Annotated in this window: 21 protein-coding genes and 3 pseudogenes; 16 read left to right on the top strand and 8 right to left on the bottom strand. The window is 70.1% G+C overall.

Annotated features, from left to right (window positions below):
* Positions 1-23: 23 nt before the first annotated feature.
* Positions 24-146: a hypothetical protein gene (locus tag SLNSH_RS25570; protein ID WP_280954464.1), complete on the top strand. Its 123-nt coding sequence runs from the start codon at positions 24-26 to the stop codon at positions 144-146.
* On the opposite strand, the gene SLNSH_RS08865 is transcribed toward SLNSH_RS25570, so the two are convergent.
* Complete coding sequence (locus SLNSH_RS08865; protein ID WP_106336467.1) at positions 116-964, bottom strand: GNAT family N-acetyltransferase; 849 nt, start codon at positions 962-964, stop codon at positions 116-118. The two genes, SLNSH_RS25570 and SLNSH_RS08865, sit on opposite strands and share 31 nt — an antisense overlap.
* A 312-nt stretch (positions 965-1,276) precedes the next feature.
* Between SLNSH_RS08865 and SLNSH_RS08870 the strand changes: the two are divergent.
* A pseudogene (locus tag SLNSH_RS08870) lies at positions 1,277-1,390 on the top strand (tartrate dehydrogenase); the annotation flags it as partial.
* Between the two features lie 16 nt (positions 1,391-1,406).
* Positions 1,407-2,857: pseudogene (locus SLNSH_RS08875) on the top strand (NAD-dependent succinate-semialdehyde dehydrogenase).
* A gap of 50 nt (positions 2,858-2,907) precedes the next feature.
* On the opposite strand, the gene SLNSH_RS08880 reads toward SLNSH_RS08875, so the two are convergent.
* Positions 2,908-4,188 carry an NAD(P)/FAD-dependent oxidoreductase gene (locus tag SLNSH_RS08880; protein ID WP_106336319.1) on the bottom strand — a complete coding sequence of 427 codons (1,281 nt, stop codon included), beginning with the start codon at positions 4,186-4,188 and terminating at the stop codon, positions 2,908-2,910.
* Between the two features lie 10 nt (positions 4,189-4,198).
* Positions 4,199-4,867, bottom strand: a complete 669-nt coding sequence (locus SLNSH_RS08885) for a haloacid dehalogenase type II (protein WP_106336320.1) — start codon at positions 4,865-4,867, stop codon at positions 4,199-4,201.
* A 297-nt stretch (positions 4,868-5,164) separates the two neighbouring features.
* Between SLNSH_RS08885 and SLNSH_RS08890 the strand changes: the two genes are divergently transcribed.
* From SLNSH_RS08890 to SLNSH_RS08930, 9 genes are all read left to right on the top strand, one after another.
* Positions 5,165-6,022 (top strand): GNAT family N-acetyltransferase, encoded by an 858-nt coding sequence (locus SLNSH_RS08890; protein ID WP_106336468.1) that lies wholly within the window; start codon positions 5,165-5,167, stop codon positions 6,020-6,022.
* Between the two features lie 14 nt (positions 6,023-6,036).
* On the top strand, positions 6,037-7,413 hold the full coding sequence (locus SLNSH_RS08895) for an aspartate aminotransferase family protein (protein WP_106336321.1): 1,377 nt from the start codon (positions 6,037-6,039) through the stop codon (positions 7,411-7,413).
* 246 nt (positions 7,414-7,659) lie between these two features.
* The gene (locus tag SLNSH_RS08900) at positions 7,660-8,376 is read left to right on the top strand and encodes an HAD-IA family hydrolase (protein WP_245422165.1); all 717 of its coding nucleotides are present in this window, start codon (positions 7,660-7,662) and stop codon (positions 8,374-8,376) included.
* A gap of 63 nt (positions 8,377-8,439) precedes the next feature.
* Positions 8,440-10,053: an ABC transporter substrate-binding protein gene (locus tag SLNSH_RS08905; protein ID WP_106336322.1), complete on the top strand. Its 1,614-nt coding sequence runs from the start codon at positions 8,440-8,442 to the stop codon at positions 10,051-10,053.
* An 88-nt stretch (positions 10,054-10,141) separates the two neighbouring features.
* Positions 10,142-11,095 carry an ABC transporter permease gene (locus SLNSH_RS08910; RefSeq protein WP_106336323.1) on the top strand — a complete coding sequence of 318 codons (954 nt, stop codon included), beginning with the start codon at positions 10,142-10,144 and terminating at the stop codon, positions 11,093-11,095.
* Entirely contained in the window at positions 11,092-11,931 is an 840-nt protein-coding gene (locus SLNSH_RS08915) for an ABC transporter permease (RefSeq protein WP_106336324.1), read from the top strand. Before SLNSH_RS08910 ends, SLNSH_RS08915 begins: the two co-directional genes overlap by 4 nt.
* On the top strand, positions 11,931-13,592 hold the full coding sequence (locus tag SLNSH_RS08920; RefSeq protein ID WP_106336325.1) for an ABC transporter ATP-binding protein: 1,662 nt from the start codon (positions 11,931-11,933) through the stop codon (positions 13,590-13,592). Before SLNSH_RS08915 ends, SLNSH_RS08920 begins: the two co-directional genes overlap by 1 nt.
* A 37-nt stretch (positions 13,593-13,629) precedes the next feature.
* Complete coding sequence (locus tag SLNSH_RS08925) at positions 13,630-14,106, top strand: Lrp/AsnC family transcriptional regulator (RefSeq protein ID WP_106336326.1); 477 nt, start codon at positions 13,630-13,632, stop codon at positions 14,104-14,106.
* A gap of 118 nt (positions 14,107-14,224) precedes the next feature.
* Positions 14,225-15,550 carry an NAD(P)/FAD-dependent oxidoreductase gene (locus tag SLNSH_RS08930; protein ID WP_106336327.1) on the top strand — a complete coding sequence of 442 codons (1,326 nt, stop codon included), beginning with the start codon at positions 14,225-14,227 and terminating at the stop codon, positions 15,548-15,550.
* Here the strand turns inward: SLNSH_RS08930 and argE are convergent.
* The 3 genes from argE to SLNSH_RS08945 all read right to left on the bottom strand — a co-directional run bounded on the left by argE (position 15,547) and on the right by SLNSH_RS08945 (position 19,470).
* On the bottom strand, positions 15,547-16,674 hold the full coding sequence (argE, locus tag SLNSH_RS08935) for an acetylornithine deacetylase (protein ID WP_106336328.1): 1,128 nt from the start codon (positions 16,672-16,674) through the stop codon (positions 15,547-15,549). The genes SLNSH_RS08930 and argE overlap by 4 nt on opposite strands.
* 170 nt (positions 16,675-16,844) lie before the next feature.
* Positions 16,845-17,732 carry a hypothetical protein gene (locus SLNSH_RS08940; RefSeq protein ID WP_146140227.1) on the bottom strand — a complete coding sequence of 296 codons (888 nt, stop codon included), beginning with the start codon at positions 17,730-17,732 and terminating at the stop codon, positions 16,845-16,847.
* 268 nt (positions 17,733-18,000) lie between these two features.
* On the bottom strand, positions 18,001-19,470 hold the full coding sequence (locus SLNSH_RS08945; protein ID WP_245422166.1) for a DUF1254 domain-containing protein: 1,470 nt from the start codon (positions 19,468-19,470) through the stop codon (positions 18,001-18,003).
* Between the two features lie 348 nt (positions 19,471-19,818).
* Between SLNSH_RS08945 and SLNSH_RS08950 the strand changes: the two genes are divergently transcribed.
* The 4 genes and pseudogenes from SLNSH_RS08950 to SLNSH_RS08965 all read left to right on the top strand — a co-directional run bounded on the left by SLNSH_RS08950 (position 19,819) and on the right by SLNSH_RS08965 (position 23,228).
* Complete coding sequence (locus tag SLNSH_RS08950; RefSeq protein ID WP_106336331.1) at positions 19,819-20,640, top strand: chromate resistance protein ChrB domain-containing protein; 822 nt, start codon at positions 19,819-19,821, stop codon at positions 20,638-20,640.
* Between the two features lie 62 nt (positions 20,641-20,702).
* The gene (locus tag SLNSH_RS08955; protein WP_106336471.1) at positions 20,703-21,890 is read left to right on the top strand and encodes an MFS transporter; all 1,188 of its coding nucleotides are present in this window, start codon (positions 20,703-20,705) and stop codon (positions 21,888-21,890) included.
* A gap of 112 nt (positions 21,891-22,002) precedes the next feature.
* Positions 22,003-22,173, top strand: a pseudogene (locus SLNSH_RS25320) (DUF1259 domain-containing protein); the annotation flags it as partial.
* 80 nt (positions 22,174-22,253) lie between these two features.
* Entirely contained in the window at positions 22,254-23,228 is a 975-nt protein-coding gene (locus SLNSH_RS08965) for a YncE family protein (RefSeq protein ID WP_106336332.1), read from the top strand.
* On the opposite strand, the gene SLNSH_RS08970 is transcribed toward SLNSH_RS08965, so the two are convergent.
* Positions 23,209-24,291 carry a class I SAM-dependent methyltransferase gene (locus tag SLNSH_RS08970; protein WP_106336333.1) on the bottom strand — a complete coding sequence of 361 codons (1,083 nt, stop codon included), beginning with the start codon at positions 24,289-24,291 and terminating at the stop codon, positions 23,209-23,211. The two genes, SLNSH_RS08965 and SLNSH_RS08970, sit on opposite strands and share 20 nt — an antisense overlap.
* Positions 24,288-25,385 (bottom strand): type III polyketide synthase, encoded by a 1,098-nt coding sequence (locus SLNSH_RS08975; RefSeq protein WP_106336334.1) that lies wholly within the window; start codon positions 25,383-25,385, stop codon positions 24,288-24,290. Before SLNSH_RS08975 ends, SLNSH_RS08970 begins: the two co-directional genes overlap by 4 nt.
* Positions 25,386-25,465 lie beyond the last annotated feature (80 nt).

A 25,465-nucleotide genomic window follows, 5' to 3' on the forward strand; every position in this document is an offset into this window, starting at 1 on the left:
TTCCGCGCGGCCTGGAGAAGGCGATGAACGTGATCGTGCTCGGCGGCGGCTTCATGGGGACGGCCGCCACGTTCTTTCTCGCCCGCCGAGGTGTGCGCGTGCCTTCGGGCGATCCTCAGCTGAGCGCGTGGCTCGCCAATCCGTAGACCCGTGGGGTTCCCCCCGCGTCAGGCGTCCGGAGCCACGGCCCGGGACCGAGCGACATGGTCGTGACCGTGTCGAAGACCGGCAGGCCCGACCGGACGAGCAGCTCTGCGAAGGGACCTGTTTCGTTGCGGGTGTCCAGGCGAACGAAGGAGCCGGCGTGCTCGGCGATCAGGGGGCTTGCGAGCGCGGCGGCGTCCTCGTCGTTGCGCGCGACGAGCGGCCCGATCACGTGCCCCCGGCCGAACGGCCGGCACAGGGCGTAGCCGACCACGTCCCCGCCGCGCTCGAGCACGAGCCCCGTCGATTGAGGCAGGAGCAGCTCGAGCAAGCGAAGCCTGTCGGCCCCGAAGGCCTCCCGGTCCAGCGCGAGCACCGCCGCCGCGTCGCCGGCCCTGACCCGACGAAGGGCCCCAGGCGCCTCGACGCGCGGCGGCGCGAGGGCCTCGCCCTGGCACTGGAAGACGGTGGCCTCCACCTTGAAGCCCATGGATCTGTAGAGCGGCATGGCCGGGCGCGTGGCGTTGAGGCCCAGCCGGCGCGGCCTCGTGCGGGCGATGACGTGCTCCATCAGCCAGCGTCCGGCGCCATGGGTCTGGAGCCTGGGCGACGTGATCAGCATGCCCATGGTGGCGAAGTCGTCCCCATGGTCGAACCACATGGCGGTGGCGAAGACGCGTCCAATCTCGTCGCATGCGGCGACGCCCTGTCCGAAGCCGCGCAGCATCTCCCAATCCGCCCCGCGGTGGGGCCAGCGGACCGCCATCGAGAGCGCATGCAACTGCTCCAGTTCGACATCGCGGATGTCCGCGATCCGCATGCGGTAGGATTCGATCGTCAGCTCGTCCGTCGCACCCGTCACCAGCGTGCCCACCCTGCCTCAGCGCCCCTCCGTCTTGTATCCCAAGCAGCGCCGCATCATGCGCTGCGGATCGCCGATTAGTCGGCACATTCCGTCGATTTAGGTGTCCTGGGCGCTCCGGAGGACGCGGACTCCGCCGCTCGGCCGCATTTCGGCGCGATCTGCCGCGGGGCGGCTTCGGTTCGACGCAAAATGCCGCATAGGGCCGGCGATGCTTGGGTCAACCGCTATGGCCGGTCCAGCGACCACATCCCGCCGACCGGATCTAAAGCCGCGCGGGCGCTTATGGCGGCCATCGAGCGCACGACCGCGTCGGGCGTCGGCGCCGTCCCGGGCAAGGACCGCACCGAGGCGATCACAGCCGCCCTGCTGGCGGCGCTCTGAACGAAGGAGATCCGACATGCTGAGCCACACGGGGCTGCTGCGGCAGAAATGCCTGATCGCCGGCGCCTGGCGCGACGCGGGCAGCGGCGCGACCATCGACGTCACCGATCCCGCCACCCGCGAGGTGATCGGGACCGTCCCGGACGCCGACGGCCAGGACACGCGCGACGCGATCGAGGCCGCGGCGGAGGCCTTCGGTCCCTGGCGGGCCAAGACCCAGGGGAGCGCGCGGCGCTGCTGGAGCGCTGGCACGCGCTGATGCTCGAGAACCTCCAGGCGCTCGCGCTCATCCTCACCACCGAACAGGGCAAGCCCCTGGCGGAGGCGCAGGGCGAGATCCGCTATGGCGCGTCCTTCGTGAAGTGGTTCGCCGAGGAGGCGCGCCGCATCGGCGGGACCACGATTCCGTCCCCGACGCTCGACCGGCGCATCCTGGTGCTGAAGGAGCCGGTCGGCGTCTGCGGGATCGTGACGCCCTGGAACTTCCCGAACGCCATGATCACCCGCAAGGTCGCCCCTGCGCTCGCAGCCGGCTGCACCGTGGTGATCAAGCCCTCCGACCTCACGCCCTTCTCGGCCCTGGCGCTCGGGGCCCTGGCCGAGCGGGCCGGCATCCCGGCCGGGGTGATCAACATCGTGACGGGCATGCCCGCCGCGATCGGCGCGGAGCTCACCGGCAACCCGACCGTCCGGAAGATCTCGTTCACCGGTTCGACCCGCGTCGGCGCGCTGCTCATGCGGCAGGCCGCGGACAGCATCAAGCGGCTGAGCCTCGAACTCGGCGGCAATGCGCCGTTCATCGTGTTCGAAGATGCGGACCTCGACCGGGCGGTGGAGGGCGTGATCGCCTCCAAGTTCCGCAACGGCGGCCAGACCTGCGTGTGCGCCAACCGCATCCTCGTGCAGTCCGGCGTCTATGACGCCTTTGCGGAACGGCTTTCGGCCCGGGTGTCCGCCATGAAGGTCGGACACGGCACGGAGGCGGGGGTCGACATCGGACCGATGATCAATGCGGCCGCGCTGGAGAAGATCGAGCGGCACGTGACGGATGCCCTGGCCAAGGGCGCGCGGGCCCTGTCCTCCCGGGCGCCTGCGCCCAGGGGCGGCTTCTACACGACCCCGGTCGTGCTGGGCGGCGCCAACACGGACATGCTGCTGGCCGGCGAGGAGACTTTCGGCCCGGTGGCTCCGCTCTTCCGGTTCGACACGGAGGCCGAGGCGCTCGCCATCGCCAACGGCACGCCGTACGGGCTCGCAGCGTATTTCTACACGGAGAGCCTGAAGCGGGCTTGGCGCGTGGGCGAAGCGCTCGAGTTCGGCATGGTGGGCCTCAACACTGGCGCCATCTCAACCGAAGTGGCGCCCTTCGGCGGCGTGAAGCAGTCCGGCCTCGGCCGCGAAGGCGCCCAGGTCGGCATTGAGGAATATCTCGAGATCAAGAGCTTCCACATCGGCGGCCTGGACTGAACGAAAAAGGGCGGCCCTCGGGCCGCCCTTTTTGTTGAACCCAGGCGCGCTTACTGGAAGCGGTCGAGGATCTTGTAGTAGAGCCCGACCAGCGGCAGGAACCAGGGCTGGCCCAGGTGGCCTGGCACGGCCGGCCAGCTCAGGCCCTTCACCGGGTTCCGGTCGTCCTTGCCCAGGATGGCGTCCGCCACCATCGAGCCCATGTAGCTCGACATCTGCGCCCCGTGGCCCGAATAGCCCATCGCGTACCAGAGCCCGTCCTCGTTGCGGCCGGCCCGCGGGTAGCGGTCCTTGGTCATGTCGACGAGGCCGCCCCAGCAATAGTCAATGTCCACGTGGGCGAGCTGCGGGAAGAGGTTGGCCAGGCTCGCCTGCAGGATGGCGCCGCTCTTCGCGTCCGACTGCTGGTTCGACACGGCCGAGAAGCGGGCCCGTCCGCCAAAGATCAGCCGTCGGTCGGGAGAGAGCCGGAAATAGTTGCCGATGTTCATCGAGGTCACGCAGGTGCGCTCGCGCGGCATCACGCCCGCGATCTCGGCGTCCGTCAGCGGTCGCGTCGCCACGATGAAGCTCCCGACGGGCACGATGCGGCGCCGGAACCAGCCGAAGGCGCCGGTGGTGTAGGCGCCTGTCGCCACGAGGACCTCGCCGGCGCGGATCGACCCACGCGGCGTCTCGAGCACGCGCTTGCCGCCGTCGCGGCGCAACGACGTCACGGGCGCGTTCTCGAACACCGTGGCTCCGCGACGCGCGGCAGCCTCCGCGAGCCCGGCCGCGTAGCGGCCCATGTGCATCACGGCGCTCTTCTTGAACAGCATGGCCCCATGAAAGGCGTCGGAGCGCACCTCGCTCGCCACGTCCGCGCGCGTGAGCAGCGCCGTGTCGGGATCCACCTCGCGGTGGACGGCTTCGAAATTGCGGGCGATCGCCTCCATGTGGGCCGGCTTGGAGGCGAGCTTGAGCTTACCCACGCGCTTGAAATCGCAGGCGATGTTCTCCTCGGCCACGGTCCTCTCGATGAAGTCGACCGAGGCGTCGAAGGCGCGGTAGAGGGCGGCGGCGCGCTCGGGCCCGAGATGCGCCTTGGCGGCCGGGTAGGAGTGGGCGAGGCCGTTGTTGAGATGGCCGCCGTTGCGCCCCGAGGCGCCGGACCCGACGATCCCGGCCTCCAGCAGGGCCACCTTCGCGCCCGCCATTGTCAGCGTGCGCGCGGCGGAGAGCCCGGTGAAGCCGCCGCCCACCACGGCGACGTCGTAGGTTCCCTCGGCGGGGCCTGCGGCGCCGCCAGTGAAGGCCGGCGCCGTGTCGTGCCAGTAGGACGCGAAGCGCATCGTCAGGTCCTCACAAGCCCAGGAGGGCGGGCAGGCCGGAGATGTCCGTGATCTCCACGTCGTTGTAGTAGGGGTTCGCCGGCTCGTGCCCGCGGTTGACCCAGACCTTCTGCCTGATGCCGAGGTCGTAGGCCGACATCAGGTCGTAGCGGAACGAGGACGAGCAGTGCATCACGTCCTCCGGATTGCAGCCAAGCATGTCGAACATGTACTCGAAGGCCTGGAAGCGCGGCTTGTAGGCGTTGGCCTGCTGGGCCGTGAACACCTTGTGGAACGGCGCGCCGAGCTTCTCGACATTGTGCATGATCTGGTCGTCCGAGGCGTTCGACAGGATCACCAGCGGGATCTCCTTGGCCACCTTGGCGAGGCCCGCCGGAACATCGGGGTGGGGGCCCCAGCTCGGCACGCGCTCGTAGATGGCGCGGGCGTTCTCGGGCCGGAAGGCGACGCCGCTCTTGCGGCAGGTGCGCTCCACCGCGTTGTGCACCACCTCGGCGTAGGGCTTCCACGCGCCCAGGATCTCATCCAGCCGGTAGGCGGCGAAATGCTTGATGAACCGCAACATGCGCGGCTCGTCCAGCTGGGCGCCGTAGATGTCGCGCGCCGCCTCGGCCATTTGGAAGTTGGTCAGCGTGCCGTAGCAGTCGAACGTGATGTACTTGGGGCGGAAGCTGGTCATGGCGGGCGTCCTTAAATGAGTCCGACGGGATCACCCGAAGGATAGGCGCCGCCGGGCAGAGGCTTCGCCGGAAAAGCTTCGCGGCCGAAGCAGATCCTGCCGTATCGCGAAAGCGCCGCGGCAGAGAGTTGCGCCGCCCAGCCCGGCTTTCACGGCCATCCGGGACCTCACGGGCGGAGGTGCGCCACGGCGTCGGCATAAGATGCGGCGCCGGCCGCGCGGAAAGATGGAAGCTGCCGTCGCCGGGTCGCAATGGAGCGCAACCGCCTCGCGGCCTGGCGCTACCGTTTCCGCACGATGACGAACCGGACCGCGACATCCACCCAGTCGGCCGCGCCCATCGGCGCGCTGACGCCCGGCCATCTCGACGAGGCTCTCGCCCTGTCGCGCCAGGCAGGCTGGCCCCACAGGCGCGAGGACTGGGCCCTCGTGCTCGGCCTGAGCCGCGGGTTCGCGGCCTTCGAGGGCGGTCGTCTGGTCGGAACGGCTCTGGCGACGCCCTTCGGCGCGCATGTCGCGACGGTCAACATGGTGATCGTCGACGAGGCGATGCGCGGGCGCGGCCTCGGCCGGCGCCTGATGGATGCGGCGATGCAGGCGGTCGCGGGGCGGGAGCAGCGGCTCGTCGCCACCCGGGATGGCCTGCCGCTCTATGAGAAGCTCGGGTTCCGGGCCGTCGGCCAGATCGTCCAGCGCCAGGGCCCGGCCCCTTTGGTGAAGCAACTTTCGCCGGCGGTGGATTGGCGCCTGGCCGCAGCCGACATGGACCGGATCGCCGAGATCGACCGGGCCGCCACTGGCGCGGATCGCGCCGCGCTGCTCCGCACTCTCGCGGCGGCAGGCGCGATCGCGGTCCTGCGCGACGAGGGCGGCGTCGGCGGCTTCGTCGGGTTGCGGGCCTTTGGGCGCGGCCAGGTGGCCGGCCCGGTCGCGGCCCGCTCCCAGGCCGAGGCCCGCGCCCTGCTGGAGGCCGCCTTCGCGCGCTGCGCCGGCGGCTTCGTCCGCGTCGATACACCGGATTCCGAACTCGACGCCTGGCTCGCCGCGAAGGGCCTGGCCGCCGCAGGCGGCGGCGTCCCCATGGTGCGCGATCCGCGGCCGCGTCCCGCCGCCCCGTTCCACACCTTCGCGCTCGCCAGCCAGGCTTTGGGCTGAAACCGGAGAGACCCATGTCCAGCAATTCCCTGGTCGAACTCGACCGCCTCCACCTGGTTCACCCGGTGGCGTCCTATCGCGGCCACGAACGGGCCGGCGTGCGCGTGCTCAAGTCCGCCAAGGGCGCGACCGTGACGGATTCGACCGGCCACTCCATGGTGGACGGCTTCGCCGGTCTCTGGTGCGTGAACGTGGGCTACGGCGTCGACAGCATCGTGGAGGCGGCGGCGAAGCAGATGCGCGAGCTGCCTTACGCGACGGGGTATTTCAGCCTGGGCTCCGAGCCGGCCATCCGGCTCGCGGCCGAGCTCGCCGAGCGCGCGCCCGGCGACCTGAACCACGTCTACTTCACCCTGGGCGGCTCCGACGCCGTCGACAGCACCGTGCGCTTCATCCGCTACTACCAGATCGCGCGCGGGCGGCCGGCGAAGGACCAGTTCATCTCGGTGGAGCAGGGCTACCACGGCTCGTCCACGGTGGGCGCGGGCCTCACGGCCCTGCCGGCCTTCCACCAGGGCTTCGGCGTGCCGTTCCACTGGCAGCATAAGATTCCGTCGCACTACAGCTACCGCAACCCGGTGGGCTCGGACCCGGCCGCGATCATCGCCGCCTCGACGGCGGCGCTGCGCGCCAAAGTCGAGGAGATCGGCGGCGCGGAACGGGTCGCCGCCTTCTATCTCGAGCCCATCCAGGGCTCCGGCGGCGTGCTCGTGCCGCCTCCGGGTTGGGTGAAGGCCATGCGCGACCTGTGCCGCGAGCTGGACATCCTGTTCGTGGCCGACGAGGTCATCACGGGCTTCGGCCGCACGGGCCCGCTGTTCGCCTGCGAGGACGAGGGCGTCGTCCCGGACCTGATGACCACCGCGAAGGGCCTGACCTCCGGCTACGTGCCAATGGGCGCGGTGTTCCTCTCGGACCATGTGTACGACACGATTGCTGATGCGGCGGGACAGGGCGTCGTCGGGCACGGCTACACCTACTCGGCCCATCCGGTGAGCGCCGCCGTCGCGCTCGAAGTGCTGCGGCTCTACGAGGCGGGCCTGCTCGAGAACGGGCGCAAGGCGGGCGCCCGCCTCATGGCGGGGCTCCACAGCCTGGCGGATCATCCGCTGGTGGGCGAGGTCCGCGGGCGCGGCATGCTGGCGGCGGTCGAGCTCGTCACCGACAAGGCCCGCAAGACGCCGCTGCCCGCAGCCGCGGAGCCGGCGCGCCGCATTTTCGACCGCGCGTGGGACAACGGCCTGGTGATCCGCGCCTTCGCCAACGGCGTGATGGGCTATGCGCCGCCCCTGTGCTGCACGGACGCCGACATCGACGCCATTATCGAGCGCACGCGCATGACCCTGGACCAGACCCTCGAGGACACCGCCGTCCGCGCCGCCATGGCCTGAGCCGGCCGGCGCCTCGCGCCGTTATGTCGGTCCGCCGGCCAATACAGAATTTTGTGCTGCGGGGCCTCGCGCATTCAGCGACTTCCGCAGCCCCACGCTGAGACACTCATACGAAGGTCGAACAACGACCCGAGCGAGAGCCGCCCGAACGGCGGGACAGATCCTGCAGGCGGACCCCGAGGGGGCCTGCGGCGGAACGACAGCAGCGGGCGCGGCAGGCCGCGCCGACGGGCAGGGGAACAGGACGTGGCGAAGAGCTTGCGCGAATTCCGGTACATGACCTTCGATGTGGTCGGGACGCTGATCGACTTCGAGGGCGGCATCAAGGATTGCCTGGCGTCGATCGCCGCCGAGGCCGGCGCAGCGGTGGACGGCGAAAAGGCGCTCACCTTTTACCGGAAGGCCCGCTACTCGCCCGAAGCCCTGCGTTTCCCCGACGATCTCGAGCGCGTCTATATGGTGATCGCGTCCGACATCGGCCTGCCGGCCGAGCCGCGCTACGGCAAGCGGCTGCGCGATTCCGCCGCCTCCTGGAAGGGGTTCCCGGACAGCGCCGAAGCGCTCGCGCGGCTCGCCCGGCGCTACAAGCTGATCGCCATGACCAACGCCCAGCGCTGGGCCTACGAGCATTTCGCGGACGCGCTCGGGCGGCCCTTCCACGCCGCCTTCACCACGGATGACACCGGCACGGAGAAGCCCGACCCGGCTTTCTTCCAGCAGGTCTTCGCCTTCGTGGAGGGCGAAGGCGGCCGCAAGGAGGACATCCTGCATGTGGCCCAGAGCCAATACCACGACATCGGCGTCTCGCGGCGGCTCGGCCTGACGAACTGCTGGATCCAGCGCCGCCACGCCCAGCCCGGCTATGGCGGCACGATCGAGCCCGAGAGCTTCACGCAGCCGGATTACCACTTCACCTCGTTGGCCGAGCTCGCCGACGCCGTGGAGCGCGAGAAGGCGGCCTGAGCGCCGCTCCGGGCGGCCGTGCGCGGCCCGGGCAAGTCAACGAGAGAAGGGAAGGGGAACCTCGTGACGGACAAGATCGCATCCAACTGGACCAAGGCCGACGACGCCATGGTCGAAAACGCCATCCGCCGCGGCGCCACGCGGCGCGAGCTGATGCAGATGCTGCTGGCGGGCGGCATGGCCGCCGCGGCCGGCGGCTCCGTCCTGGGCCGCGCCACTGCGGCCGTCGCCCAGACCCCGACCTCGGGCGGCCACCTGAAGGCCGCGGGCTGGTCGTCCTCGACGGCGGACACGCTCGACCCCGCCAAGGCGTCCCTGTCGACCGACTACGTGCGCTGCTGCGCCTTCTACAACCGGCTCACCTTCATCGATAAGAGCGGCACGCCGCAGATGGAGCTGGCCGAGAGCATCGACACCAAGGACGCCAAGGTCTGGACGATCAAGCTGCGCAAGGGCGTGACCTTCCACAGCGGCAAGACGTTGTCGTCGGCCGACGTGGTCTACTCGCTGAAGCGCCACCTCGACCCCGCCGTGGGCTCGAAGGTGAACTCGATCGCCAAGCAAATCTCCGAGGTGAAGCCGGTCGACGACCTGACGGTCGAGGTGACCCTGGCCAACCCCAACGCCGACCTGCCCACCATCCTGGGCACTCACCACTTTATGATCATCGCCGACGGCACGACGGACTTCTCCAAGGCCAACGGCACGGGCGCATTCGTGTGCCAGACCTTCGAGCCGGGCGTCCGCTCGGTGGGCGTGCGGAACCAGAACTACTGGAAGAGCCAGAAGGCGCACCTGGACTCCTTTGAGTTCTTCGCCATTCCGGAAGACTCGGCGCGCGTCAACGCGCTCCTGTCGGGAGACATCCAACTCGCCGCCTCCATCAATCCCCGGTCGATCCGGCTCGTCGAGAACCAGCCGGGCGTGGTGCTGTCGAAGAGCAACTCCGGCGGATACACCGACCTGAACATGCGTCTCGACATGGCCCCCGGCGACAAGCAGGGCTTCGTGGAGGGCGTGAAGCTGCTCCTCAACCGCGAGCAGATCAAAAACTCGGCGCTTCGCGGCCTCGCCGAGGTCGCCAACGACCAGCCGGTCCCGCCTTCGAGCCCTTATTTCAACACCGAACTGAAGCCGCGCGCCTTCGACCCGGACAAGGCCAAAGCCCTGTTCCAGAAGGCCGGGGTGCTTGGACAGGCCATTCCCGTGGTCGCCTCGGACGCCGCCTCGTCGTCCATCGACATGGCCGTGGTCCTGCAGCAGGCCGGCGCCGGCATCGGCATGAACTTCGACGTGAAGCGCGTGCCCTCGGACGGCTACTGGTCGAACTACTGGCTGAAGGCGCCGGTTCACTTCGGCAACATCAATCCGCGTCCGACGCCCGACATCCTGTTCTCGCTGCTCTACACCTCCAGCGCGCCCTGGAACGAGAGCCAGTACAAGTCCGAGAAGTTCGACCGCATGCTCGTGGAGTCGCGCGGCCTTCTGGACCATGCCAAGCGCAAGCAGATCTATGGCGAGATGCAGGCCATGATCTCCAACGAGGCAGGCACCGCCATCCCGGTGTGGATCGCCAATGTGGACGCCATCTCGTCCAAGCTGAAAGGCTTGGAGCCCAACCCGCTTGGCGGCATGATGGGCTACGCTTTCGCTGAGTACGTCTGGCTGACCGCCTGAGGCCCGCCTCTTGCATTCCCGGGAGGCGGCCGCTCGGCGCCTCCCGGGCGACGCCCGTCCACGCCAGGAGCGAGGCCGAGACCGCTTCATGAACAGCTTCGTCTGGTCCCTCGTGGGCGGCCGCGTCCTGGTCGCGGTGTTCACGCTCCTGGTGGTGTCGTTCACCGTCTTCTGCGCGACGGCGATCCTGCCCGGCGACGTGGCGGAGGTGCTGTTGGGCCAGGCCGCCACGCCCGAGGCGGTCGCCGGCCTCCGGGCGGCGATGCACCTCAATGATCCGGCCCTGCTGCGCTTCGTACGCTGGCTGGCGGGACTGGCGTCCGGCGATCTCGGGAAATCCTACGCCAACAACATGCAGGTGGCTCAGCTCATTGGGCCTCGGCTGCTCAATTCCCTGAAACTCGCAGGGATCACCACGCTTTTCTCGGTGCCGATCGCGCTGGCGCTGGGCATCGCCGCGGCGATTCTCCGCGGCAGCGTCTTTGACCGCGCGCTGACGTTCCTGACCATCGCGGTGATCTCCGTGCCGGAGTTCATGGTGGCCACGACGGCGGTCCTGCTCTTCGCCGTGCACCTGAAGTGGCTGCCGGCTCTGTCCTTCGCCCGGGAGGCGACCTCCTTCTGGGACCTGCTGCGGATCTACGCGATGCCGGTGATCACGCTCGCCTTCGTGATCTCGGCCCAGATGATCCGGATGACGCGCGCCGCGATGATCGAGACGCTGGACACGCCCTATGTGGAGATGGCCCGCCTGAAAGGCGCCTCTCCAACCCGCATCGTCCTGCGGCACGCCCTGCCCAACGCGCTGGGTCCAATCGTCAATGCGGTGGCTCTGTCGCTCTCGTACCTGCTGGGCGGGGTGATCATCGTCGAGACGATCTTCAACTACCCGGGCATCGCCAAGCTCATGGTCGATGCGGTGTCGACGCGCGACCTGCCGCTGATCCAGAGCTGCGCGATGATCTTCTGCCTCGTCTACCTGCTCCTGATCACGGTCGCCGACGTCATCGCGATCCTGTCCAACCCGCGGCTGCGCCGATGATGACCCGCGCGATCCCGCTCCCGTTGCACTACCGCATCAACATCGTCGGACTGCTGGCGTTGTGCGTCATCCTGTTCTGGACGATGGTGGCCCTGTTCGCGTCCCAGCTGGCGCCCCACGGCGTCGGCGAGATCGTCGACCTGGACTATTTCGGCCCGATGTCGCGCCAGTTCCCGGTGGGCACGGACTATCTGGGCCGGGACATGCTGTCGCGCATCCTCTTCGGGGCGCGATACACCGTCGGCATATCGCTGGCCTCCGTGACCATCGCGTGCGTCACGGGCGTGACGCTCGGCATGGCGGCGGCGGTGACGGGCGGCTGGTTCGACACGGCGCTGAGCCGGTTCCTCGATGCGCTGAATTCCATTCCGAGCAAGCTCTTCGGCCTCGTGGTCGTGGCCGGGGTGGGTTCGTCGATCCCGGTGCTGATCCTCACGATGGCGGTGATCTACACGCCGGGATCGTATCGCTTCGCCCGCGCGCTGGCGGTCAACGTCAACACCATGGATTTCATTACCGTGGCGCGCGCCCGAGGGGAGGGGGTGCCCTACATCATCGGGTCGGAGATCCTGCCCAACATCATCGGGCCGGTCTTCGCCGATGTGGGGCTGCGCTTCGTCTTCATCGTGCTGCTGCTCTCGGGCCTCTCCTTCCTCGGCCTCGGCGTGCAGCCTCCAGATGCCGATTGGGGGGCGCTCGTGCGGGAGAACATCAGCGGCCTGCCGTTCGGGGCGCCCGCGGTGATGTTCCCCTCCATCGCCATCGCGAGCCTGACCATCAGCGTGAACCTGCTCATCGACAACCTGCCGAAGAAGACCCGGGACCGGAGCGCGTGATGGGCAACCTGGTCGAGATCCGGGATCTGAAGGTCGGCGCCACCACCGACGCGGGTCGCCGTGTCGACATCATCAAGGGCGTGAGCTTCGACATCGCCCCCGGCGAGATCGTGGCCCTCATCGGCGAGAGCGGCTCCGGCAAGACCACGATCGCGCTCACGCTGATGGGCTACGCCCGCATGGGGTGCGCCATTCAGGGGGGCTCGGTCCGGGTGGGCGGCCGCGACATGACCCAACTGAGCGAGAAGGAGAGGGCGGCCGTCCGTGGGACGGAGGTCGCCTATGTGCCGCAGAGCGCCGCGGCGGCGTTCAACCCGGCGATGCGGATCATCGACCAGGTGGTCGAGGTGTCGCGCATTCACGGCCTCATGCCGGATGCGCAGGCCCGGGCCCGCGCGGTGGAGCTGTTCCGGGCGCTGTCCCTGCCCAACCCGGACACGATCGGGGACCGCTATCCGCACCAGGTCTCCGGCGGGCAGTTGCAGCGCCTTTCCGCCGCCATGGCGCTGATCGGCGATCCCAAGCTCGTCATCTTCGACGAGCCGACCACCGCGCTGGACGTGACCACCCAGATCGAGGTCCTGCGCGCCTTCAAGGCGGTGATGAAGGAACGCCGCATCGCGGGCGTCTACGTGTCCCACGATCTCGCTGTCGTGGCGCAGATTGCGGACCGGATCGTGGTGCTGCGGGGAGGGGAGGTGCAGGAGATCGGCGCGACGGCCGACATCCTGTCCGCGCCGGCGCACCCCTACACGCGCGAGCTTCTCGCGGCCTTCCGCCCGAGCGTGGACGCGCAGGCGGCGCCGGCGCCGGCCGCCGTCGCCCAGCCGGTGCTGGAGTTGCGGGACGTCGTCGCCGGATACGGCGCCCTGAAGTCCGACGGGGCTCCGACGATCACCATCGTCAAGGCGGTCAGCCTGAGCCTGGAGGCCGGGCGCAACCTCGGCGTCATCGGCGAGTCCGGCTGCGGCAAGTCCACCCTGGCGCGCGCCATCGCCGGCATCCTGCCCCCGAGCTCCGGGGATATCCTGTTCGAGGGCAAGTCCCTGCCGCGCGCCGCCAAGGACCGCACGCGCGAGCAGCTTCGGCAGATCCAGATCGTCTTTCAGTCGGCCGACACGGCCCTGAACCCGGCCAAGTCCATCGCCGAGATCCTGGGCCGGCCCCTGGCGTTCTACCACGGCCTGAAGGGGCGCGAGGCGCAGGCGCGCATCGACCGTCTGCTCGACATGGTGCGCCTGCCGCGCGCCTTGCAGGAGCGCCGTCCGCCCGAGCTGTCGGGAGGCCAGAAGCAGCGCGTCAACCTCGCGCGCGCTCTCGCCGCCGATCCCCGGATCATCCTCTGCGACGAGATCACCTCCGCTCTCGATACGGTGGTGGCGGCGGCCATCATCGACCTGCTCAAGGAGCTGCAGCGCGAGCTCGGCCTCTGCTACGTGTTCATCAGCCACGATCTTCCCACGGTGCAGGCCATCTGCGACGAAATCGCCGTCATGTACGCCGGGGAGAAGATCGAGCAGATGCCGCGCTCCCGCGTGGGCGCCCGGGACCATCACGCCTACACCAAGCTGCTCTTCGCCTCTGTGCCCAAGCTCGACCCCCAGTGGCTGGACTCCCTGGAGCGCAACCCTGAGCTTGTCGCTGCCCTGGCGAGGAGGTAACAGGATTCAGGATCCCGTGGAGGATCGCGCAGCGCGCATGAAACTCGATCAGATCGACGTCAAGATCCTTGCAGAGCTGCAGAAGAACGGCCGCATAACCAACGTGGAGCTGGCCAGTCTTGTGAACCTGTCGCCCAGCCCCTGCCTGATCCGAGTCCGCAAGCTGCAGGACGAGGGCTACATCACCGGCTACTCGGCCATCGTGAACGTCGCCAAGCTGGGCCAGGCGCTGACCGTCTTCACGGAGGTCACCCTCAAGAACCACCGCCAGATCGACTTCGCGCGCTTCGTCGCGACCGTCGAGAAGCTCGACGCCGTGATGGAGTGCCACCTGATCTCGGGCGGCTACGACTACCTGGTGAAGTTCGTCACCGGCAGCATCGCCGAGTACCAGTCGATCATGGAGCGTCTGATCGACCAGGACGTCGGGATCGAGAAGTATTTCAGCTTCGTGGTGCTCAAGTCGCCGGTGGTGAAAAACCACGTGCCGCTCGCCAACCTGTTCAACCGCTGAGCGGCGAAGGCGCCGCCGCCGCCATTCCCGGCCGCACAAAATGCCGAGCGCGGGGCCCACTCCAGCAGCCGGCTCCGGCGCGCTGCGGCTAGCATGCGAGCGACTCCGGAGAGCCGCCATGCGCGTTCAGCTGATGACCATCGAGACGACGCCGACTCTGCCCCGGGAGGCGGACGTCGTGGTGATCGGCGCCGGCGTGGTCGGCACCTTCGCGGCCTATTATCTGGCCCGGCGCGGCATGAAGGTGGCGCTGGTCGAGAAGGGCCTGGTCGGGGCCGAGCAGTCGAGCCGCAACTGGGGCTGGTGCCGCCAGCAGAACCGGGACGCCCGCGAGCTGCCGCTTGCGACCAAGAGCCTGCAGCTCTGGGACCGGCTCGCGTCCGAGACGGGCGCGGATCTCGGCTTCAGCCGCTGCGGCCTGCTCTACCTCAGCGACGACGAGGCGGAGCTCGCCGGCTGGGCGCGCTGGGGCGCATTCGCGCGCGGCGTTGGGGTGACGACCTACATGCTGGACGCCGAGGAGGCTTCCCGCCGCGGCTCCGCCACGGGCCGGCGCTGGAAGGGCGGCGTCTTCTCGCCCACCGACGGCGTGGCGGATCCGAGCCGCGCCGTCCCGGTGGCGGCGCTGGGCGTAATCAAACATGGCGGCACGGTGCACCAGGGCTGCGCGGCGCGGGGCCTGGAGCTCGAGGGCGGACGCGTCAGCGCCGTCGTGACGGAAGCGGGCGTGATCCGCACCCGCACGGTCGTGATGGCGGGCGGCGCCTGGGCGTCGTCGTTCTGCAACCAGCTCGGCGTGCGCTTTCCCCAGGCCTCCATCCGGTCCTCGATCCTGTCCGTCGCGCCGGGCGCCCAGGGCCTCCCGGACGCACTGCACACCAAGGCCGCGTCCGTCACGCGCCGCGGCGACGGCGGCTACACCCTGGCGATCAGCGGCGGCGCGCGGGTCGATCCCACGCCCCAGCAGATGCGCTTCATCCGGCAATTCGGCCCCATGTTCGCCAAGCGCTGGCGCAGCCTCGCGCCCGGCGGCCTGCAGGCCTGGCGCGCCGGGCACGAGAGCCTCGCGCGATGGCGCCTGGACGCGCCCACCCCCATGGAGGCCTGCCGCGTCCTGGACCCCAAGCCGGACGCGCGGATGATCGTGCTCACGCACCGGCGCGCCGTGGAGCTACTGCCGGCGCTGCAGCGAACCCCGGTCGCGGCGGCCTGGGCCGGCTACATCGACAGCACGCCGGACGGCGTGCCGGCCATCGGGGAGATCGAGTCCGTTCCGGGGTTCATCCTGGCCGCCGGCTTCAGCGGCCACGGCTTCGGCATCGGCCCAGGCGCGGGCCATCTCATCGCCGACATCATCACCGGCGGCGAGCCGCTGGTGGATCCAAAGCCCTACCATCCGCGCCGGTTCTCGGCTTCGTCCTGGGGAAAGGTGGCGGACTTTTAGGCCCGCGCGAAACGCGCGGCGAGGTCCAGGATCAGCCGCTCGCAGGCGGCGAGTTCGGAGGCCTCGATGTACTCGTTCGGCTTGTGGGCGCGCGCGATGTCGCCCGGGCCGCAGATGATGGCGTCGATGCCGGCGGCCATGTAGAGCCCAGCCTCCGTGCCGTAGCTGACCGCCGCCAGGGGCTCCTGGCCGCTGATGTCGGCGAGCATGCGGGCGATAGGCGCGTCCTCGGGAAGGGCGAGCGCGGGGTAGTCCGAGAGCGGCTCCCAGCGGGTCTCGAAACCCTCCGCATCCAGCCGGGCCAGAGCGGTCCGGATTGGGTCGAGCAGCGCCACGGGCGAGACGCCCGACACGGCGCGGGCCTCCACCTCGGCCACGCACAGGGCTGGGATGATGTTCAGGGCCTCGCCGCCGCGAAGGGCGCCGACCTGCACGGTGGAGTAGGGCGGTTCGAAAGCGGGGCGCCGAGGGCCGGACTTGGCCGCCTCCGCAGCCGCCACCGCGGCGGCCAGCACCGGGGCCATCGCGTGAATGGCGTTCAGACCGAGATCGGGCCGGGAGGAATGGCCCGCGCGGCCGCGGATCGTGATGCGCGCGGCCGCCTTGCCCTTGTGGCCGCGGATCGCGCGCAATCCGCTGGGCTCGCCGATGACGGCGCAGGCCGGGTGCGCGCACAGCTCGCCGAGGCGGGCGATCAGATGCGGGACACCCCGGCAGCCGGCCTCCTCGTCATAAGAGAAGGCGAAGTGGATCGGGCTTTTCGGCTGCAGCGCAAGGAGGCGCGGAACGGCGGCCAGCGCCGCCGCGAGGAAGCCTTTCATGTCGCTCGCGCCGCGGCCGTAGAGGCGGTCACCGTCGCGACGCAGGCGGAACGGGTCGGATATCCATTCCGGCTCTTCTGCGGGCACCACACCCATGTGCCCTGAGAGGATCAGGCCCGGGCGGTCGCGCGGGCCAATGGTGGCGAACAGGTTCGAACGGTCGCCCTCCGGACCGGGCAGGACCGTGGCCTGCACGCCATGCGAGGCCAGATAGGATCGGATCCAGTCGACGATGGCGGCGTTGGGGCGTCCTACGACGGATGGAAAGGAGACGAGGCTCGCCAGGATGTCTTGCGCGGTCATGGGCGCTCCGGAAACGCTTCCCGCACCCTAGACGGGACCGCACGGCAGAAAACGCCGTTTTGCCGGCGCCCGCTTCCCGGATGTCGCGCCCAGCCAGGCAAGACGGGCGAGATCCAGCCCGCCCGTTTGCAGTGTGTGGCTGACCGGAGGTTCACGCCCGACCGCGTCGCTCAGAACCTGATGTTCAGGCCCACCACGGGGCCGTGCTGCAGCATGTCGAACTCATAGCGGCGGCGGCCCTCGCCGCTGGCGTAGTCGACATAGAGCGCCCTGTAACCCAGGACGCCCGAGTAGCTGACGCCGTTGCGGTTGGCGAACTCGATGCTGTAGGCCGCGAGCGCTTGCCAGGACCCCTTGCTGCCGCCTCCGCCGATGTCGCCGCGCAGCTGGATCTCCTGGCCCGGCGCGACTGCGATCCGGGCCCGTCCACCGATGAACCCGTCCAGCCAGCTGAAGGAGCCGGACTTGGCGATGGCCAATCCGCGGGCGACCACGACGTCCCCGAGGTCCACCGTTCCGGCCAGGTCGAACGAGAGCTTGCCCTGCTGGTTCCAGTAGCGTGCGCCGGCCAGGGCGTCCAAGCTCACCGCTCCGAACCGGGCGACCTCGTAGGCGGCGCCGGCTTCCACGATGCCCATCTGTAGCCGGGCCTCGGCGGCCGCTCCCACCGTTCCAACCACGCCGGGTTCCGGGGTGACTGTCCGCTCGCCCCGGCGCCGGATCCCCAGATCTGTCCAGACCACGTCGGCGAGCAGCGAGACGGGGCCGTTGCGCGCCTCCAGGTCGAGCATCAGCCCCACGAGCGTGCCGCCGCTGCCTGCCGTCGCCTCCACGACCCTCGGGAAGCTGGCGTTCACGTCGACGGTCCTGCCGCGCACGGTCTGGCTGCCGTTGAGGGATGTCAGCCAGCCGTAGGGCGTCATCCTGTATGTCCAGCCGGAGAGCGCGGGAACGGCCGCCGGCGGCTGAGGCGCAGGCAGGTCCGCCCCGAGCGCGCCGCCGCACGCCGTAAAGGCGAGAGCCGCCCCAAGGACGGGCCCCATCAAACGTCCGCTCATCAGAATGCCCCTCTGAGGTGAAGACTCAACCAGTCTTGATCAGGAGTTGTGAAAGGGCAAACCGGAAACTGGTCGGAGATTGACGGGAGTCACAGCCGACGGGCTTCGTCCGGTCCGCTTGGGCGCCTTCGTCCTGAGAGTCCGGACGCGCTGGACGCCCCCGCAGGGCCAGCCTGCCGAGCCTTGCCGATCGGCGGCTTGCGGCCGGAGACCGCAAGTCCATCCTTCGCGTTGCGGCGGGTGGCGACCGAGGCCCAGAGCGCCAGCTTCACTCCGCCAGATCGCTGGCCAGTTCGACGTCGCCGGGCTTCCAGGTCTTGTCGAACCACGGCTCCAGCGGGCCATAGAGCCGCAGGAGGACGTTCCATCCCTTGCCGGGCACGGTCTGGACCCAGTTGCTCTCCCGGCCCGCCGGCGGTTTCGGGGCGAACCAGATCGTAACGGAGCCGTCGGCGTTGGTCTTCAGGCCGGGATGGTGACTGTCGACCCCCGCAAGCTTCTGGTCGGTCTCCAGCAGTGAGCGCGTCTGGTTGTCGTAGACCACGAAGGACCAGAACTCCTTGGCGGGCACGGGGCCGGGCAGCGTGATCTTGTAGGTCTTCCCGCCGTCGAGGAAGTCGCCCTTGGCGTCCCGGAGAGATGCCGCGTACGCCGAGCCAGAGCCCACCTTCGCCATCGCCATGGCCGGCGTGATGCCGGTGGCGTAGTAGAAGAACATCGTCCGCGCGTCGAGCAGGCGTTCCGCGCCTTGCTGGAACAGGTAGCTGCCGCCGATGAACGCCGTGAACCATTGCCGGTCCGGATAGAACTTGGCGCGGGGATCCCGGCTGTCGAAGAGGAGCGTCCTGGCCGTCGCGTTCGCGACCGCCACGGCGTCGGTCAGGATGGCCTTCATCCGCTCGTCGGGCGCGAAAGGCTGCCCCTTGCGAATGCCGATCGAGGCGAAGAGCCCGATTCTCTCGGGGTCCAGGAAGTCGGCCGGCTCGGTCTGCACCACCTCGTTCAGCTCGTCGTAGAAGCGAGCGGTGTTGGCGCTGATGGTGTTGAACCGAAGGCCGGACGTATTCACGAAATCCGCCTTGGGAGGCTCGCCCGCCTCCGTCGTGGCATTGAGCGGATACATGTTGGCCTGCGCCTTCGCGTGCTGCACGGCCGCGGCGACATCGCCGTCCTTCACGAAAACGCGGAAGAAGACCAGGAGCGTGTTCGTGCGGGGCCTTTGGACGTAGTAGCCCTCCGTCGGCGCGTCCCCCGCGTAGCCCGGCGGCAGGAACAGGTACTTGCCGCCGCGCCCGGCGTCGGGACCGGTCAGGCCAATGTCGGTCACCCAGCGGAAATACCCGTCATCGACGGGCCCGAGCACGGCTGCCGGGGCCTGAAACACCATCGGCCCTTCGCGGAGGTCGATGCAGGCGAAGGCGTACACCGTGGTGGTGTTCGGCGTCAGGAAGAGCGAGCGGGCGTCCATCAGGTCTTCGGTGATGCCGATGGCCCGGTTGCGCCTGACGCCGATTTTTTCGAGGCCGTTGCAAGCGGCCCGCACGGACGTGGCGGGAATGCCGTCCATGAACGCCTGCACGCCGCGCATGAAGTCCAGGTTGTCATACACGCGCTTCACCGTCGCGGCGTCCGGCGCTCCCTGGTGGAAGCGAAGCGCGCCCAAGCGGGTCTCCACGGTGTCGGGCGTTGTGATCCAGGCCGGAACATCAGCCGAGAACTTCGGCTGGCTCTGCGCCAAGGCCCCGCCGGCTCCGACCGCCGACAGGCCAACACAAATCGCCGCCCAACATGCAACACGCGAACACGCACGCATCGTCGCCTCCTGCCCAGCCACTGGTCTGGAGGCAGATTAGATGCAGGCGAGGGGCCTGGATTTGATCTCGCGCATGCCCGCACCCAACCGGCGCGGCCGGCGGGCAGGGCCGCCGCAGCATTTGCGGCCGTCTGGCGGAGCGGCGTTCCGCCCAAGCCGCTTGACAGCGGGGAGTCGCCGGGGTGTCATCCTGCCCCTGGGGGTTGCGATCCCCTCACGAGGCTACGGCCGAAGCATCGCGTCCAGGTTCGCTTTTCAAGCCGGGGACGCGCCATGCCTTCCATCAGCTCCATATCCGTCGACAAACTCGCCCGCCTTATCGGCACGCGATCCTGCCCTGCGCTGGTGGACGTCCGAACGGACGAGGAGTTCGAGGCCGAGCCCTTCCTTGTCCCGGGCTCCGTGCGCCGATCGCACCAAGACGTCGTGGACTGGGCGGCTGCCTACGCGGGCTGCGCCGTGATCGTCCTGTGCCAGCACGGGCGCACGCTGAGCCACGGCGTCGCCGCCTGGCTGCGGCACGCGGGAGCCGCCTCGGCCGAGAGCCTGGAGGGTGGGATTGAGGCCTGGCGCCGCGCCGGACAGCCTGTCGTGGTCGCCGCCAAGCTGCCGCCCCGGGACGCCGTCGGGCGCACGGTCTGGGTCACCCGCGAGCGGCCCAAGGTCGACAGGATCGCCTGCCCCTGGCTGATCCGCCGCTTCGTCGACCCTGCGGCGGTTTTTCTCTACGTGAAGGCCTCAGAGGTGGCTGGCGTGGCGAGCCGCTTCGACGCGACGCCCTTCGACGTGGAGGACGTCTTCTGGAGCCACCGCGGCGAGTCCTGCAGCTTTGACGTGATGATCGAGGAGCTCGGGCTCACAAGCCCGGCCCTGTCCCGTCTCGCCCGCATCGTACGCGCCGCAGACACCGATCGGCTCGATCTGGAACCGCAGGCCGCCGGGCTGCTCGCCGCGTCCCTTGGCCTGTCGCGGCTCTACGCCGACGACCTCCAGCAGCTCGACGCCGGCATGATGCTCTACGACGCCTTCTACCGCTGGTGTCGGGACGCCGCGGACGAGACGCATAACTGGCCCTCCACCCGGCCGGGGCCGTGACCGTGGACGCTGAGGCGCTCGCCCGCGGCCCTGGGCGGCGTTCTGACGCCGCAGCCCCAGGGGTGGTGGCGCGGTTGTACTGGGGCCGGGCGCTCCGGGACTTTGGCGACGGGTTCGTGGCCGTGCTGCTGCCGGTCTATCTCGCCGCCCTGGGGCTTGGGGCGTTCGAGATCGGCCTCGTCGCCACGGCCGCGCTGCTCGGCTCTGCTGCGATGACGCTTGGCATCGGTTGGCTCGGCGCGCGCCACGACACGGCGCGCCTGCTGGTGGTGGCGGCCGTGCTCATGGTCGCGACGGGCCTCGTCTTCGCCGGCGCTAACGCTTTCCCGGTCTTCCTGTTCGTGGCGTTCGCGGGAACCGTCAATCCCTCGGCCGGAAGCGTCAGCATCTTCGTGCCCCTTGAGCACGCGGTCCTTTCACGATCCGTCCCGGACGAGCGTCGCACCGCGTCCTTCGCGGCCTACAGCCTTGTCGGCGCCCTCGCGGGCGCGCTGGGCGGCTTCGCTGCGGCGACCCCCGACCTGATGGCCTGGGCGGGCGTGTCGCAACTCGCGGCCATCAGGGGCATGTTCGTCCTTTACGCCGCCCTGGGCGTCGGCGCCGCGCTGCTCTACCGGGTTGTCCCGACCGCGGCGGGAGTGGGCCAGACGAAGGGCGCCCCGCTCGGGCCCTCCAGGCGCATCGTCCTGAAGCTCGCCGGGCTCTTCAGCATCGACGCGTTTGCGGGCGGCTTCGCCGTCCAGTCGCTCCTCGCTCTCTGGCTGTTCGAGCGGTTCGGGCTGTCCTTGATCCAGGCTGGCTTCTTCTTCCTGTGGTCGGGCGTCCTGGCGGCGTTCTCCTACCCCGTCGCCTCGTGGCTTGCGGCGCGCATCGGCCTGGTGAACACCATGGTGTTCACCCACATCCCGTCGAGCCTCTGCCTGATCGGGGCGGCGCTCGTTCCCAACCTCGACCTGGCGCTCGCCCTGTTGCTGGTGCGTTCGGCGCTTTCCCAAATGGATGTGCCGACGCGCTCATCGTATGTCATGGCGGTGGTCACGCCCCCCGAGCGGGCTGCGGCCGCGAGCGTCACCTCCGTCCCGCGCAGCCTGGCGGCCGCCGCGAGCCCCGCCCTCGCTGGCGCCCTCTATGCGACGGGCCTCACGGCCTGGCCCTTCATCGCCTGCGGCGCGCTCAAAATCGCCTACGACCTGCTGCTGCTCTGGACGTTCCGGCACGTCCGGCCGCCCGAGGAGCAGCCCGGCCGTTAAGCGGGAAGGGGGCGAACAGGAGAAGCGCCATGGGCCGAGCCATCGCAATCTTCGTAGCGTCCGCCGCCATTCTCGCCGGCTCCACCGCCCTCGCTGCGCCCGACTGGGGCGCCCGGTGCTCAGGGCGCTGCGGGCCAACGGCATCGAGGTGACCGCCCTGCACAACCACATGCTGGCCGATGAGCCGAGGCTTTTCTTCATGCATTTCTGGGCCAATGATGAGGCCCGCAAGGTCGCGACCGGCCTGCGCGCCGCGCTCGACAAGGTGAGCCTGGCGGGCGGCGCGCCCAAGGCGGGCATGGAACCGCAGCACAAGGACGTGCTGGCGGCGCAAAAGCAGCACAGCGAGGGCGAGATCGCCAGATGCGGACAGCAGCAGGAGTGAGCCTGGCGCTTGCGGCGGTCCTGGCCGGAGTTCCGCTTCCGGCCAGGGCCGCCACGCTGACGGTTGAGGCGCGCGTCCCGCTCGGCGCCGTGAAAGGCCGCATCGACCACCTCGCCCTCGACCTGGACGGCCGCCGGCTGTTCGTGGCGGAACTCGGCAACGACACCGTGGCTGTGGTCGATCTTCGGGCCGGCCGGGTGGTCGACCGCATCGAAGGACTGGCCGAACCCCAGGGCGTGGGCTGGGAGCCGAAGACGCGCACCCTGTGGGTCGCAAACGCCCGGGACGGCTCGGTGCGCGTGTTCGACGGGGTTTCGCTGAAGCCCCTGGGCCGGATCGACCTCGGCGAGGATGCCGACAACGTGCGGATCAGCCGCGGCCAGATTTTCGTGGGCTACGGCTCCGGCGCCCTCGCGGTGATCGACGCCTCGTCCAGGAAGGTGACCGCGACCCTGCCGCTGAAGGCCCATCCGGAAGGCTTCCAGGTCGACCGGAACTCGGGGAAAGCCTTCGTCAACGCGCCTGACCGACAAGAGATCGCCGTGCTGGACGTATCGACCGGCAAGCAGGTCGCGACATGGAAGACGGGCCGGTTCCGGGCCAACTTTCCGATGGCCCTGGCGCCGCGGGGCGAGGGCTTGGCGGTGGTCGCGCGGCAGTCCGCCGCGCTGCTGCGCTATCGCCCTGACGGGGCCATCCGGTGGCATGCGCCGACCTGCGGCGACGCCGACGACGTGTTCTTCGATCCGCGCCGACGCCGTATCTATGTCAGCTGCGGCGAGGGCGTCGTCGCGGTCCGCCCGGACCGCGAGGGCGGCGAGACCGAGAAGATCCCGACGGGGCAGGGGGCGAGGACCTCCCTCTTCTCCCCGGAGCTCGACCGGCTTTTCGTCGCAGCGCCAGCACGCTCGGGGCGAGCGGAGATCATCGTCCTCAAGCCTGCGGGGAACTAGCGCTGGGGCCCGCCGGCCGTCGCCGCTTGAGGCGGCCAGCCAGGGCGACGAGCCCCGGTGACCGCAGGAACCGGAGCGGCTTCGCCGGCTCGAGCCCCGCCTCCCGCATCCAGCCCGCGACGGCTTCGACCGGCCATGTTCCGCTGGCGCTCGTCAGCCCGAAAAAGACGCTCAGCACAGGGGCGATGCGGGAGCGCTCGCGCAGGCCCTGGTCGAGGTGGTCGACGACCACGAAGGCCCCGCCCGGCGCCAGCAGCCCCGCCGCCCGCCGCGCCACCTCCAGGTTCTCCCCCTCCGTGAGGTGATGCGCGACGTTGGCGAGGAGGATGACGTCGTAGGCGCCCGCGGGCCACGCGTCCGCGAGGATGTCGCAGGCGTGGTGGCGTACGCGCGCACCCATGCGCTCGCGCGCGAGCAGGCGCTGCGCCTCCGGGAGCGCCTCCGCGCGCTCGAGCACGACCGCGCTCAGGCCCGGGTGCGCGCGGCAGAGCGCGGCCGCGTAGAGCCCGTGCCCGCCCGCGAGGTCGAGCATGCGCGCGGGCGCCCGCAGGGGCAGGCGCCGCGCCAGCTCGCGCGCGGGCTGCGCGGCCATGTCGCGCATGGCGCGCTGGTACAGGCGCCAGTCGTCCGCGCCCATGCTCGCGTGCATGTCCACGGGCGCGCCGTCGCGCAGCCACCCGTCCAGGCGCTCCGTCCACGCCCACTCCGCGCGCTGGAACGCGAGCTTGTGCACGACCGTGTCCGCGCTGTCCGCGAGCAGCCACTGGCGCGCGCCGCGCGTCAGCGCGTAGCGCCCGTCCGGCCGCGCGATCAGGTACCCCTGCGCGGCGAGCGCGCGCATCGCCTGCTCCAGCGGGCGCGGCTGCAGCCGCAGGCGCGCGGCCGCCTCCTGCGCGCCCAGGGGCCCGTCCGCGAGCGCCTCGAACACGCCCGCGTCCGCGGCCGCCATCACGATGCGCGCGAACAGGAACGCCGCGTGCGTGTCCGCGACCGGCTTCGGCCCCCACCGGAACCAGACGGCGAGGCGCTCGAGGAGGCCTTCCGGGGATGCGCCCAGCCTCACGCCGCCGCCTGCATCCGGCCGGCCGCGGCCAGCCTCTCGAAGCGGAAGGTCTCGGCGACGAGCCCGGGGCCGAACGCCATGGCGAAGCCCGGCGCCGACTCGCCGCCCTCGCGCAGCATGCGCTCCAGCACGAACATGAGGGTGGGGGAGGACATGTTGCCGTAGTCGCGCAACACGCCGCGGGACCGGACGAGCGCGTCGCCCGGGAGCGCGAGGCCGTGCTGGACGGCGTCCAGGATGGTGCGCCCGCCGGCGTGCACGGCCCACAGCGACACGTCGCCCGGCCCGTCGCCCCGAAGCAGGCCCTGGCCGGCGCGGGCCGGCTCATGCCGCAGGGCGCTCTCAATGCGGGCCGGGACCTCGCCGGAAAGGGCCATGTCGAAGCCGGCGTTCCCGATCCGCCACGTGATCAGGTCCTCCGAACCGGGGATCGTCACCGACCTGAAGTCCCGGAGAAGAAGCCCTTCCGGCCGGGCGGAGACGATCGCCGCCGAAGCGCCGTCGCCGAACAGCATGGCCATGAGGGTGGCCTCGAGGTCGACCGTGTCCTGCAGATGCAGGGTGCAGAGCTCGACATTCACCACCAGAACGGTCGCGTCCGGCTCGGAGCGCACGATGTGGTGGGCGACCCGCAGGGCGTTCACGGCCGCGGCGCATCCCATGAAGCCCACCACGGTGCGCTCGACGTCCGGCCCGAGACCGAGCCGCTCGCACAGGATCTGGTCGACCCCGGGCGCCACGAACCCGGTGCAGGTGGCGAGCACCAGGTGCGTGACGCCGGAGCGTTGCGCGCCGGCGTCCAGGCCCGCGACCGCCGCTTCGGCCAGCACGGGCGCCTCGCGGGCGAACACCGCCATGCGGCGGGCAGTCCCGGCGAACCCGCCGGGAGCGAAAAGGCCTTCCCGGTCCAACGCGTCGCCCGTCTCGGCGGGCGCCAGCACGGAATAGCGATGGGCGATGCCCGCCCGCTCGGCCATGCGGCGAAACAGGTTGGCTTCGCGGGCGGGCAAGCGCCGCTCGGCGAAGCGGAGATAGACGTCGTGCACGTCATGTGGCGGAACGGCGGTTGCGATGGCGTTGATGTATGCCGGCATGGGCCTCCTCCTGCTGCTGAGAGAATGACGCCCACGAGCGCCGCCGCATTCCAGGCATGGAGGGACGGGCGATCACCATT

This window comes from Alsobacter soli, assembly GCF_003004785.1.
Classification (GTDB): Bacteria; Pseudomonadota; Alphaproteobacteria; order Rhizobiales; family Beijerinckiaceae; genus Alsobacter; species Alsobacter soli.

Excerpts from the sequence above, each read along its gene's own strand:
- SLNSH_RS25570 (WP_280954464.1), top strand. The coding sequence starts at position 24 with ATGAACGTGATCGTGCTCGGCGGCGGCTTCATGGGGACGGCCGCCACG.
- SLNSH_RS08865 (WP_106336467.1), bottom strand. The coding sequence starts at position 964 with ATGCGGATCGCGGACATCCGCGATGTCGAACTGGAGCAGTTGCATGCG.
- SLNSH_RS08880 (WP_106336319.1), bottom strand. The coding sequence starts at position 4,188 with ATGCGCTTCGCGTCCTACTGGCACGACACGGCGCCGGCCTTCACTGGC.
- SLNSH_RS08885 (WP_106336320.1), bottom strand. The coding sequence starts at position 4,867 with ATGACCAGCTTCCGCCCCAAGTACATCACGTTCGACTGCTACGGCACG.
- SLNSH_RS08890 (WP_106336468.1), top strand. The coding sequence starts at position 5,165 with ATGACGAACCGGACCGCGACATCCACCCAGTCGGCCGCGCCCATCGGC.
- SLNSH_RS08895 (WP_106336321.1), top strand. The coding sequence starts at position 6,037 with ATGTCCAGCAATTCCCTGGTCGAACTCGACCGCCTCCACCTGGTTCAC.
- SLNSH_RS08910 (WP_106336323.1), top strand. The coding sequence starts at position 10,142 with ATGAACAGCTTCGTCTGGTCCCTCGTGGGCGGCCGCGTCCTGGTCGCG.
- SLNSH_RS08915 (WP_106336324.1), top strand. The coding sequence starts at position 11,092 with ATGATGACCCGCGCGATCCCGCTCCCGTTGCACTACCGCATCAACATC.
- SLNSH_RS08920 (WP_106336325.1), top strand. The coding sequence starts at position 11,931 with ATGGGCAACCTGGTCGAGATCCGGGATCTGAAGGTCGGCGCCACCACC.
- SLNSH_RS08925 (WP_106336326.1), top strand. The coding sequence starts at position 13,630 with ATGAAACTCGATCAGATCGACGTCAAGATCCTTGCAGAGCTGCAGAAG.
- SLNSH_RS08930 (WP_106336327.1), top strand. The coding sequence starts at position 14,225 with ATGCGCGTTCAGCTGATGACCATCGAGACGACGCCGACTCTGCCCCGG.
- argE (WP_106336328.1), bottom strand. The coding sequence starts at position 16,674 with ATGACCGCGCAAGACATCCTGGCGAGCCTCGTCTCCTTTCCATCCGTC.
- SLNSH_RS08940 (WP_146140227.1), bottom strand. The coding sequence starts at position 17,732 with ATGAGCGGACGTTTGATGGGGCCCGTCCTTGGGGCGGCTCTCGCCTTT.
- SLNSH_RS08950 (WP_106336331.1), top strand. The coding sequence starts at position 19,819 with ATGCCTTCCATCAGCTCCATATCCGTCGACAAACTCGCCCGCCTTATC.
- SLNSH_RS08965 (WP_106336332.1), top strand. The coding sequence starts at position 22,254 with ATGCGGACAGCAGCAGGAGTGAGCCTGGCGCTTGCGGCGGTCCTGGCC.
- SLNSH_RS08975 (WP_106336334.1), bottom strand. The coding sequence starts at position 25,385 with ATGCCGGCATACATCAACGCCATCGCAACCGCCGTTCCGCCACATGAC.